Raw genomic sequence first — 12,481 nt, 5'->3', positions numbered from 1 at the left:
GTATATCTTAGAAAAATATAGAAAGTATCTATAATAGCTATTCTGGCAAAAAAGTTCAGAAAAACATTTGTTATCATTTGGTTTGGTGAAATTTATGTTCAAAGTAAGGTAAAAAATCAAAAAGAGAGTGGCGGAACCAAACATTTATCAGTAAGATAGAATTTGGAGGTCAGATCATGCTTATTGAAGAAAAATTAACCAAACAAGAGTTGTTTACCACGACAGAGAAACGGATCGCTGATTATATTCGGAGGAATATCGAAGCCGCAGTCTACATGACGATTGAAGAATTAGCAAAAGCTACGTATACTTCCCATTCAGCTATCATTCGTTTATGCAAAAAAATGGGCTTCAGCGGATTTAAAGAATTTCGTTTCGAACTAGGACGGGAAGTTCATCAATTGATTGCCCAGTTTAATCAAACGGTCGATCCTAATTTTCCTTTTTCAAGTGAAGATAACACACAGCAAATTGCAAAGAAAATGGCAGATTTGTCGATCCAGTCAATAAAAAAAGCGCAATTGCAGATCGAGCATCAAGATTTGGATCACATCAGTAAAGTATTGAACAACGCACAGCGAATTTTTCTTTTTGCAAAAGGCGATTCCCAAATCACGGCAAGGAAGTTCCAGAATAAAATGGTCAAGTTGAATAAATTTTTGATCTTGGCCGAAGAATATAGCGATTCTTCTTGGAATGCAGCCAATTTGACTAGCGAGGATTGCGCAGTTTTTATTAGCTACAGCGGTCGTATCCATCATTATGAACGGATAATGACCTATCTAAAGCATGTAGGAGCTCCAACATTATTGATTACCGGAAATCAGCATTCAGAAATGGCCAAACAGGCTGATATGTGTCTTGTTATATCGCAGGAGGAATATGATTTTGCTAAAGTAGCGACTTTCTCCTCTCAAATTGCCTTCGATTACGTATTAAATACGTTATTCTCAGTGATATATTCTCAAAATTTTGAAGAGAATATCCGCAACTTGAAAAACAAACAAGAATTGATGCAAAAAGGCCTTCTTAAAGAATATCGGAAAAATTGAGACAAGCTTTCTTTGATATCGTTATACATATAAACTGGCTGAAGTTTTCTTTTTCAAACTTCAGCCAGTTTATTTGTTTACGCATTGCTTTGAATACATCTATCATAGAAAAGAGACACAGTTATCTTCTGTTTCTTATTTTAAATGTTTGCCGAAAAAGATAAATAAGAAACAGAAAAATCAGTATACTTATAGCTATCAATCCATACAGGAAGAAACGTTTGTTCTCAGATACTTTCTGTACTTCTTTCTGCACTTCTTTTGCATGATAAGGAACGCGATGTCCTCTGACAAGTAAGCGATGACTGTTGATCATATAAGGTGTACAAGTCAGTAGTGTCACGAAATCCTTTCCTTTTTCGATTCTCAGGTCTTTTGTATCAGTTGGTTCTACCGTCTTTATCTGATCGACTTGATAAGCAAGTGTCTGTCCGTTGATCTCGATATAGAAAGAATCACCTAAAGTCAGTTTTGGCAAGTCAGTGAACAACTTTGCTTGAGGCAGTCCCCGATGACTAGAAATAACGGCATGTGTACTTTCTCCCCCAGTAGGATAAGATGTCCCTTCCAATAACGAAGCGCCTTTTTCTAGCAGCACGGTATTTGTTTCGTCAAAAATCGGTAAATGGACATTGATTTCAGGAATCGTCAGAACGCCGATCGTATGTTTTTCAAAATAGGTTTTGTCTGTTTTCACTGGTTCCTTTTTCTTAGTAAAGGGATCAACACCGGGATTTCCTCCTTTTTTTGCTAATTGCTGGTTTTTCTTTGTCATGTCTTTTTGGATTTTGGCCATGACTGCTTCATTTTCTTTTACTGCTTGTTGCTGATAATGAGAGATGATTTGCTGATCCAGGTAGTTATTCAGCGCATCGCTAACGAATGGATAAGCCAAGACGCCTATCCCTGACAGAAGCAGAAGGATCATTAGCAGGTCTAGATAGTTCCTTTTCTTTTGTTTCATTTGTGTTCTCCTTGTGCTGACTAGTTGTTAATAAAAGAAAAAGGAGCAATTGCGTAAGCCACTGCTCCTCTTTCCAATTCATGTACAAAGATTAAATCTGACTATGCTTGCGTCTAGCAAAGTACAATCCAGCAATCAATAGAAGGATCACTCCTGCACCAATATAAAGATAGATTCCCTTACCACCTGTTGAAGGAAGTGTACCTTTGTGTTTATTTGGTATTTTTTCAGGAGAAATCAACTGTCCTGCTGTTGCGTAAGATTGTTCATCGACAGTAAATGCTACGCGGTTTGCCAATGGAACATAATTTTCTGGTGCTTTCGTTTCTTCCAGATAGTACGTGCCGTATTTGAGACCTGTCACATCAACTAAACCATTGTTTGTGGTTGTAAAAACTGTTGCTGATTCTTTCGTCGAAACCCAGTTAACGGCTTTTGTAGATGGGTCGATCGACAAATAGTTGGCTGTGTCACTCTCTTGATCACGAACGACGAATTCTGCTCCAGCAAGTGTTTGATCTGATGCAACATCACCATCTACTTTGACAAATCGTTTGCCGCCAGTAACGACATCGACTGACGGTGGCGTTTGATCATTTGTATGTCCGTTATCGACATTTGCTTGGTTAGAAAACCCTTTTGTTGGATCTGCTTTTTCGTTCAAATGCATATAGTAAACAAATTTCAGCGTACCACCAGGAGTGAGTGAAGGAATATAATTCGAGTCAACTGAAACCGTGAATCCGTTTGTTTGTTCAGTGACAGAATAATTTGTTGGATCGATTTCTTTATCCCCATCATACAAGACATACGCATACGTTCCTGAAGTTTCATGATCAAATGTCAAAGCGGCGTCATGAGTATCAATGAGTTTGAATGTCGTGTACTTGTTTTGTGTTCCTTCTTTATCAGCGATACCTAAAGGAATATTGACAGAGATCTCATATTGGATTTTTTCTCCGATTGCGACATCTTTTCCATTCAATTGTGGAGTTGTCTTATCAACTTTGGACGTATCATTTTTGATTGTCTTTTCTACAGGAGTTTGACTATTTGCCAAGATCTCAAACGGCGTGTTTGTTTGATTATCAATCATTTCTGCATTATCAGGAGCTTTTACTTCTTCTAAATTATATTTTCCAACCTCTAAATGATTGACGATCAACTGACCTTTTTCAATCGTTGCCTCGGCAAAGTCATTGTTGCCGATATCATAAGAATGACCAGTAATGAAATGTTTGGCTTTCGTTTGATCCGTTGTCCAAGTGTACAATCCATCTGTGACGCTTTGAATATATTTTTTGATGCTTGGTGTTCCTTCTTCTTTAGAAATAATGAATGCTGCACCGTTTAGTGCTTCGTTTTCGGCAGTACCGACTTTGGTCACTTTCAATGTTCCATCATTACCAACTATATTTTTAGGATAGAGATGGATAGTGTCCAATTCTTCTGTCCCGTATTTATAAGAGCCATCTGCTTGTTTGATCATCTCGTATACAGGAAAAGCGAGCACCATGTTTGTGGCAGCTGTCACTCCGTCTTTTGGTTCCTCTTTGATTGTGTAGACTGCATCTTTCCCATTTTGTTTTTTAGGTAAAGATAAAGTCACATTTCCATCCGCATCTGTCGTTCCTGATGCAATTGGTGTACCAGGAGTCAAAGATTGGACTGCTTGTTTTGCTGCATCCACCGACGCTCCTTTCTCCCGTTGCGCATAAAATTCTGTAGTGACGTTATAAACGGAAAATGAAATATCGGCTAATCCTTGGTATTGATCGAATTCACTCATTTCTTTCCCACTGTTTTGAATCAAAGGATCGGGTAAATCAGTCATTTTCTTTTTATGGAGAATGACTTGAGCTGCTGTATCCTCCGCAAACACTCTTTTTGCGCCGAAGCTACTTGTGATTAATGGTAAAATAAGAAAAAGTGCACCTAATATAATGCTTATTTTTTTATGATTTTTCATTTTGTCACTCCTGTTCTTTTTTTAATAAACAACCATATTGCAAGGCTTGCGAACACCATGCCAACAACGACTAGAAGGATGTTTTTCGTTTCGTTTGTTTTAGGAAGAAATGGACGACTATTTTCTTTTTTGTTGACTACTTTCAATCTACCGACAGTCTCTTTCTCCTCAGAGAGGCTAGTTGAAATGGTAAACGGAATTTCTGTTTCACTTAAAATATAACCAGATGGTGCTTTGATCTCTTTTAACCAGTAATCTCCTGTTTTCAACCCGATAATTGAAAAAGCGCCATTTTTATCGGAGGTCAGGTGAAGCGCATCTGATTCGTTACTTGTCCACTTGTATCCGTTGGCTGTTCGTTGCAGGTAATTTCCTGCTTTGTTTTTAATAAGGAATACTGCGCCAGCTAATCGTTTGTTTGGTTTATTTGTCTCGATTTTGACAAATTGCTTACTCCCTGTATATACAGAGATTTTCTTTGTGCTGATACCAAAACCAAAATCTAGTGTTCCGTTGTTATTGATTTCCTTGTTCGCCTGAGCTGTACTGTTTAGCTGCATCTGATAAGAAATGGTCAGGTTTTTTCCAGCATATTTTTCTAGCGAAGGAATCGAAAATGCAATTTCAAATCCGTGTGGTTTCGTGTGTATGACAAATCCTTCGGATAGCTTTTGTCCATTCGATGACATCGTTAGACTATTAGGTAAAAACGTTAATGCTCCATCCGCACTATCTGATAATACGAATTTTTGATAGTCTAAGATATTCATAGGGATCGTCGTGTGCAAGGAATAAGTGACTTTGTCACCAATCGTAAAATTATCCCTCGTTTCTTCTAATACCTTTTCAAAAGGAGGATCAGGGTAGTTATTTTCTTCATTTTTAGGATACAAATGGATAGATGAAAGTTCTTGATCGTTTTGTCCATATACAGGAAGAACAACTACCATGTTCTCTGCTTTTTCTTTGACGACTTCTGGTGCTTTGGATTCAATAAAAAGATACGCTTTCTCTCTTTTTTTATGATCTTTGGCAGGTAGAGAAAAAGAAGCAATACCATCTTCGTTGTTCAGAGTTTCGGTTGTTGCTTCTGCGATAAACGTGCCAGAAGACACACCGTTTTTTGCAATCTCTGTTTGTGCTTCCTCTACTGTTTTCCCCTTTTCTCGTAAATGGTAAAAAGATTCTGTGACATCATAAACTTGAAATGTGACTCCATTCAATCCCCGATACGTTTGCAATAACTCTTTTTCTTGTCCATCACTTGGCTGGTTTTCCGGTAGTTGGCCATTTGGAAACAGTAATTTGTGCAAAGTGATCTGGACCATATCTGGTTCTGTTGCTGTTACTGCTTGAGTAAAAGCAGGTTTAAACAGTAATAAGAAGAGACACATACTAAGCCAACCAAGTTTTTTCATATTAGCTGCCCCCTCTTTCTTTTTTGAAAAAAAGATACCAAATAGAAAATGTACAACCAATCATCCCTACTAGATAGATTCCTAAGCGGCCAATTCCTCCCGTATCAGGTAATGGTACTTTTGCCTGATTTGTGATGTCTAAAGAAATCTGGTTGTTTTTGGCTCCTGGTGAAAGAACAGACTCATACTCTTGCCCATCCACTTGAATCGATCCATCTTCTTTTATGATGATAGTAACTGGATCTTTTAGTCCTTGGTATCCTTCTGGTGTAAAGGTTTCGGTCAGCTTATAAGTTCCAGGTTTTAAATTTTCGAATAGAAAGGTGTCCGTTTCTTGTCCATCTTTTGGCAATTCTAAGTCCATTTCTGGTCCTTGCAGTCTGAATTTGGCTCCTTTTAATGCCTGTCCGTTGTCTTCCTTTTTGTGTACTGTCAGGTCAAACGCTTTTAATCGATTTTGATGAGTGAGCGTCCACATACCATTCGTTGTCTCGGTGTTTTCCCCCGTGTAAATAATCTTTCCATATTTGTCGATTTGGAATTCATAATTTCCCGGCGAAGTATCATATCCGGCAGGACCAGCTGTTTCAACGACTCGGTATTCTCCAGGTGTGAGTGAATCAAAAATGGCAAGGCCTTTTTCATTCGTTGTTTGGCTGTCCATTGGCTGATAAGCACCGTTTGCTTCTTTTTTCTGTAGGGCAAAAGCTGCACCTTTAAGATTCATCTCTTTGCCCGTCCCTTGCATCGTATACTTACGTACTGCTATAGGAATTTCAACAAAAGGATTTTCAATGGTCAACTGGATCGTATCATCGGAAGTAGTGACTGTTTTTCCATCAATGGTTACCGTACCATCAGAAGCAATCTTGATTTCCCAAGTAGTCTTTTTGCTTAATTCATGACCTTCTGGAGCTTTTGTTTCTGTCAGTGTATAAGTCATTTCTTTTTGCAATTTGACATTTTCCGGAAGAGAATAGGTCCCATCACCATTATCAGTTAGTAAAGTATCAATAGAATCTCCTGTTAATTTGAAAACAGCGCCAATGAGATCCTTTTCTCCTGTAGAGGAATTTTTCGTTATTTTTAAGTCTAACGGTGTGAATTGTTTAGTATTCTTCCATGTCAGTGCATCTATTTGTTGAGAATCATATCCTGGTACAGGTAGTTCTTTGATTGTTTGGTAACTGAATGCTTGACCTTGATTATTATATTGAGGCAGTGATAGTATCTCTTGATAACTTTCTCCACTATTTGCAGAGAGTTTGTCGACGTCTGCACGTTCCCACGAATTTGCAGTATCTTTAGCTGGTTTAGTGATGCGGATATATCCGTTTTTCCAAGCTGCAGCATCTGTTGTATGGTTCCGTTGGATTTCAAAAGTGACTTGATCTGGACGATTAGATGGATTATTGTCAAATTCTTCCCATAATTTTTTGATGTGAAGATTGACTCCGGGAGCTTTAGCAGATGGTATACCGAATTCAGCTAATTCGTCAGTGTCAATACTTGGTTGGAAAGTCGTCCTACCGTTCATTTGATACCAGAAATTCGGGTGGAAGTCCTCATTTTCTGTCTGGATCCTCACTTGGTAATGAATTTGGATTTCTTGGTCTTTTCCTAAATAAATCTGATTGCTCTTGATCGTATTTCCGTCTATAGAAATAGTTGGAGTAACTGTTGTAGGGTTTGTTCCCACGCTTTTGACTGAAAGTGTACCAGGTTGATAAATAAATGGTTCTGCGATTGGATCATTTATTTGTCCATTACTTACAGTTGCAGAGATCTGTACAGCTTTTTTAGCCAGATATTCAGAGATATCTGTTGCATGATCGGCTGATTCATAATAAAGGTCACCTTTTTCATCTGCTGAAACCATTTGCCGCATACGAGACTCTACTTCTGCTTTGGATAGACCAGCTGCTGGATCGCTTTGAAGTTGGATACCAAGACCATGTATCTCGATTCCTCGTTCTTTGAGCGCCATCGCTTCTCCTATAGTTGCGATAAATGTGCTGTCTATTCTTCTGGATCGGTTGTTTTGGTCAGGTGCATAATAGCTTCTTGCAATTCGAGAAGTATTTCCCGGCTGATCTTGAGTATTGGAAAACTGGGTACCGTAATAATCGTTGCTTGATTGTGCGTGTACTCGCTGTACTTTATAAGAAAATGTCGGTACACCATCCGTCAGCAAGACGATCACTTTTTTATGTCCATTTGGAACGGATAGCATGTCTCCTGCATCTCTTAGTCCTTTTTGTGTAAAAGTACCGCCATTTGTCCATGAAGGTGTGATGGATTTTACTTGATTCTTTACTGAATCAAATGAACCCATCTGCACAGTACCGTTACTGTAGTTATAGCCATCACTGGAGTAGCCGACATATCCCATATTGATTTTGTCTGTGATACCGCTATCTGCTAAAGTATCGACAAAACGATCGACACCAATTTTTACTTCACCGATCCGATCATTGTCGTTCATACTTCCTGACCAGTCTACGACCAATACGAGATCAAGAGGTGTGATATCTTTTTGTACATTTCCACGGGCATTCAAATAAACATCAAACAATCCAGGTGTAGTTGTCTCCTTTGCAAACTTACGTATCGCATAGTCTGCTTGATTGCCTGTTCCCCCGTATTCGATATACGAATGAGTCCGATCATTAGGATCTCCATCCCAAGAATTTATCCCATCCCATTGATTTGATCCATTTTTATTACCTTGGTGATCAAGAACATTTGTATTTCCTGTAGGTTGCCAATTGGCTTTAGGATAAGTGCCTTGATCATCCGTCGTATACTCTGTAGGAATCGTCTGGTTAGCTGAAACAGTCATAGCTGGCAAAGACAATGTAGGCAATGTAAAGGGACTGACAGAATTTTCATTTTCTTCTGATATTCCTTCTTTTGTTTCGTCTGTATTTGGTGTTGACACTTCTGTCTCTTTCTTGTGTTCTGTCGCATCAGTAATGTCATACTCTTTATTATCGACGATCAGCTTATTTGTCTGGCTGTGATAAAGTGTTGGATCGATTGGAAGACTTAGATTGATCGTTTGTTTAGTGTTTGGAGAGATTTCCAGCGTGGTTTTCCCGCTTTTTACCTGGTAAGCATAGCCATCTCCTTCCTTTCTTTCCACATCACTTAAGTAATTCTCAACTAGACCAATTTCTTTCTCTACCTTTTCCGTACTGTTGTTATTCGCATTTAGTTTGACGTTCAGTGCTTTTTTCCCAGATTGATCTGAAGTGATTTCAGCTGAAATGATTTCTAACATTGTTGGATTATCTGTAGCTTCTGCTATTGCAGTTACAGGCAGAATGTTCGATAAACTCAATAATATCAGCACAAAAACAACTTTCAGCTTCTTCCCTGTGGTCGTCATTTTTCCCCTCCTTTTTATTTTTTTCTGTTTTGACGTGAATAGTGATGATTATTAAAATAAATAAACGTATTTATTCTAATATGATAATTATTATACGAAGGGCACTAGAGGGAATCACACCAATTTTCATACCAATTGGTTTCATTTATGACGTTGATTCCTTTGATTAATGAGCGTTTCATTAAAGAAAAGGGTTGAGGGAGAAAAACATATGATCAGGTTGCTGGAAGGAAACTATAGAAAGATGGAAAAAATCATTCGGATTCTATCCATTTCTGACAAGTGGATGACTAAAAAAGAACTTGCCAAACGAATCGGTAGTTCGGAATCTACGTTTGTAAGGTATATCGAAGAAATCAAAATCCGCTGGGGAACGGATGTAACGATTCAGTCTTCACAAAAATTGGGGTATCGACTTGAACATTTGAATGTACCGGCTTATTTAAATGTGCTAATGGAAATGTCACAAAGTTCTACAAATAGTCGTCTATTAAATGAAATCATTGTCAATCCGGGTAAAACGATCGAGTATTATTGTGAAAAAATCTCGATTAGTCGTTCTTCTTTTACGCGTAAGTTGAAACAATGCAATCAAATTTTAGAAAGCTATTTATTAAAAGTAATCGTTGATCAAGGGTTTCAGTTGACTAGCCTGAAAAGTGAGCTCCAGCTGCGTATATTTGTCACCTTTTTCTTTTTAAGCTACTATGGAAGACGTACTTTGCCATTTCCAATCGAAAAAAAGAAGATCAAAGAAATTATGTCAAAGAACAATTGTCAGTTGAATTTATTTCAAGAAGAAAGTCCTTATGAGCAATCTTTCTTTATTATGTATTTTGTTGTGCATCTTATGCGGGAATCACAAGGAAATCCATTCGAATGGAAAGCTGGAGACCCATATGTAAAGTTGATAAATATAGATAAAAAAGACTTTTTGATCTTGAAAAATCTTTTAGGGAAATTGAAGTACAGCAGCTATATAAAAGTAGTGAACTATTTTGTCAATACGATTTTTTCGGAATTTTCGGAGAAAGAAAAAAATGAAATCAGTGAACAGATACGAAAAAATATATCCTACTGTTCATTTTCATCTGCTGATTGCAAAGAAAAAAACGAAGAATTTGTTGTTCGACTCTTAACTCAAATTTATTTTTTCTCACGTATTTTTCCATACGATACGACTCATTTGACGATCCGTGCCACTTTCTTTGCGGAACAGATGCAACATCGCCATATACGTCTATATGCTGGATTTCGTGCAGAACTTCAATTTTATTCCACCCTACTGAATCGAAATTTGATTTATTATTTATCTAGCTATATATTTTGGATGCTTATCGGTAATCCTGAAATACACCATTATACTTCCGATAAAAAAATACTGATCGTCAGTGACTTAAGTCTTCGACATAGTCGATACATTGAAGAATATGTCAGTGATGTTCTTGCTGTGCATAAGATTCACTCTGAAACAACTGCTATCACTGAAGATCAACTTTCGAAATACAATCTTCTTGAGTATGACCTGATCGTCACGAATCAACCAATTCCGAATACCCATGTTCCTTATATGTTGATTGATGATAGTGTGTCATTCGCAAATGAAGAAGAACTGATCCGCTTATTTGAGCTATAAACAATCAAAAAACAGCTATGTATACTCTACCATCCTGATAAAAATGTCAGGACAAATAGACATAGCTGTTTCTTTTTATTGGATACCTTTTGCAATCCAACGAGATTTATAGCGAAAGTATATCAATAGTTATTCTTTCATTTTCAATCATAATTATCTGTTTATGAAACATCTTTTGTTGATTCATAATGTTAGGATCATTTTACTTGTTATCTTCCTCCGGGTCCCGCCATCTGACTCATTGAAATAGTTTCACCTGACTGTGAGACACTTGCTGTGTTTTCCGAGAGTGTAAATGAACCAAGCTCAGTTCCAGTTGTTTCTGATCCGGTATCAAATAACCCATTTTGTGGTTCTGTATTTGCAGTACCACCACTGACAATCGAGTAAGTATCTCCAGTGATCAATTCTTTTGTAGAAATAACAATTGTTTGATAAATTTTTGCGGGTTGATATGTGACCACAGTATCACCGCTGCTATTTTTGATGCTTATCAAAGTACCAGCTGATTGAACCGAATCAAACGTGATTGCAATGGTACCTTGTGTAGAAGAATCGCTAACTGTTTGCGCCATCCCACTTGCACCCGCAGCTACCAGTGAGCCACCGGATACATCAAATGTTCCTCCATAATCCAATGCGCCGTTTCCGCCATTTGTCGGTCCATCAACAGTAACTGTTCCGCCAGACATAGTGATATTTCCGTTACTATCTAATCCATCTCCTTCAGAATTGACTGACAGAGTCCCTCCGCTAATCGTTATTTGTTTGCTGTCATCTGATTCATCTGGAGCTCCGCCAAATGAATCAGCACCAAATTTTCCATTTTCCTGACTTGTGTCATTTCCTCCACCGGCATTTACCCCGTCATCACTGGCTACTATTTTTGTTTGTCCATCTTTGAAGTTAATCACAGCTGATTCTATTCCTTCGTAAGACTGTTGGATGTCAACAACACCTGCACTGATTGTCAATTCATTATCTGCGTGGATACCATCGTCTCCAGTTTTAGCCGTAATTGTACCGCCAGTAAGTTCAAAAGTGTTATTGGAATGGATGCTGTCATCAGCACTGTCTATGGAGTAGGTCCCACTGCTTATTTTTACTTGATTTCCAGCTTTGATTCCTTTGTAACTTTCATTTGTATTTATAGTTTGACTATTTGCCCCATCTGCAGTTTTGATTGTCATCTCAGCATTTTGTAAAGTTGTATTTGTTTCTGCTTGAATGCCATCTCTTCCGCTACTAATTTCAAAAGTACCACCATCAATTGCTACGTATCCTTTTGTTTCATCTTCTGTATTGTTTGCTTGGATAGCGTCCCCTTCTGTTGTATTCAAGTTATAATTCCCGTTTCGAATAGAAACAGAATCTTTTCCTTTGATAGCATTGTTTTTAGCAGTAACTTCATATGTTCCTGAAACGAGTACAAGATCATCTTTGCTCCTGATTCCATTGCTGTAATTTCCATTGACTTTTAACGTGCCGGTTCCATTAATCGTTAAATCTTCTTTGCTGTATAATGTTGCGTCGGGTTCTGTTTCATTTTCAGCAAAAGAATAATTTTCACCATCTTTTAGATTGTTCGTTTTATTGTCAGCTAATGTTAGGATCACCTTCTCTGCTTGCTGGATATTGACGGCTGATCCGCTTGTATTAGTAATAGAGACACCGTTAAAGATCAAATGGATTTTTGCTTCTTTCGACGCATTGATAATGAGCTGGCCATCAGAAAGCGTTCCACTGAGGACGTATGTTCCTTCTTCTGAGATCGTTACTGTTTCTCCCTCTGCTGTTGCTCCGTTTCCATTGATAACCGGTTCTTCATCTAACGTTATTTTTGTTGCTGTGGTCTCATCGTATTCTGTTGATAAATCTTCTTCCTCGTACTTCCCATAGTAATTAGCTAACTCTTCCGATGTACTATTACTTGTTTGAGACGATGAGTTACTTGTTTCGGTATTACTCGTTTTGTTGCTAGATGATGATTGTGAACAAGAAGCAAGAAACAAGCTTGCAAGGAGCATTGTATAAATTGTTTTTTTCATCTA

General features: G+C 37.9%; 7 protein-coding genes. 2 read left to right on the top strand and 5 right to left on the bottom strand.

Annotated features, from left to right (window positions below; all coding sequences use genetic code 11):
* The first annotated feature begins 176 nt into the window (after positions 1-176).
* On the top strand, positions 177-1,052 hold the full coding sequence (locus RWU19_RS07365; protein WP_002315027.1) for a MurR/RpiR family transcriptional regulator: 876 nt from the start codon (positions 177-179) through the stop codon (positions 1,050-1,052).
* Between the two features lie 121 nt (positions 1,053-1,173).
* Here the strand turns inward: RWU19_RS07365 and RWU19_RS07360 are convergent, their stop codons facing one another.
* The 4 genes from RWU19_RS07360 to RWU19_RS07345 form a co-directional block, all read right to left on the bottom strand.
* Entirely contained in the window at positions 1,174-2,016 is an 843-nt protein-coding gene (locus tag RWU19_RS07360; RefSeq protein WP_002339284.1) for a class C sortase, read from the bottom strand.
* Positions 2,017-2,107: 91 nt separating this feature from the next.
* Complete coding sequence (locus tag RWU19_RS07355; protein ID WP_123837960.1) at positions 2,108-3,985, bottom strand: SpaH/EbpB family LPXTG-anchored major pilin; 1,878 nt, start codon at positions 3,983-3,985, stop codon at positions 2,108-2,110.
* A complete protein-coding gene (locus RWU19_RS07350) occupies positions 3,982-5,403 on the bottom strand; it encodes a SpaH/EbpB family LPXTG-anchored major pilin (RefSeq protein ID WP_123837959.1) in 1,422 nt (473 codons plus the stop codon). The genes RWU19_RS07355 and RWU19_RS07350 overlap by 4 nt, the downstream gene beginning before the upstream one ends.
* A 1-nt stretch (position 5,404) precedes the next feature.
* Entirely contained in the window at positions 5,405-8,794 is a 3,390-nt protein-coding gene (locus RWU19_RS07345) for a SpaA isopeptide-forming pilin-related protein (RefSeq protein WP_123837958.1), read from the bottom strand.
* Between the two features lie 244 nt (positions 8,795-9,038).
* Here RWU19_RS07345 and RWU19_RS07340 point away from each other — a divergent pair, with 244 nt between their 5' ends.
* Complete coding sequence (locus RWU19_RS07340) at positions 9,039-10,430, top strand: helix-turn-helix domain-containing protein (RefSeq protein ID WP_070704600.1); 1,392 nt, start codon at positions 9,039-9,041, stop codon at positions 10,428-10,430.
* A 209-nt stretch (positions 10,431-10,639) separates the two neighbouring features.
* On the opposite strand, the gene RWU19_RS07335 is transcribed toward RWU19_RS07340, so the two are convergent.
* Entirely contained in the window at positions 10,640-12,478 is a 1,839-nt protein-coding gene (locus tag RWU19_RS07335) for a carbohydrate-binding domain-containing protein (RefSeq protein WP_123837957.1), read from the bottom strand.
* Between the last annotated feature and the right edge of the window lie 3 nt (positions 12,479-12,481).

It is taken from the genome of Enterococcus sp. 2STP (assembly GCF_032465635.1).
Lineage (GTDB): Bacteria > Bacillota > Bacilli > Lactobacillales > Enterococcaceae > Enterococcus_B > Enterococcus_B lactis.
The sequence above is the reverse complement of the archived record's forward strand: the minus strand, read 5'-3'. Positions and strand labels throughout refer to the sequence as shown.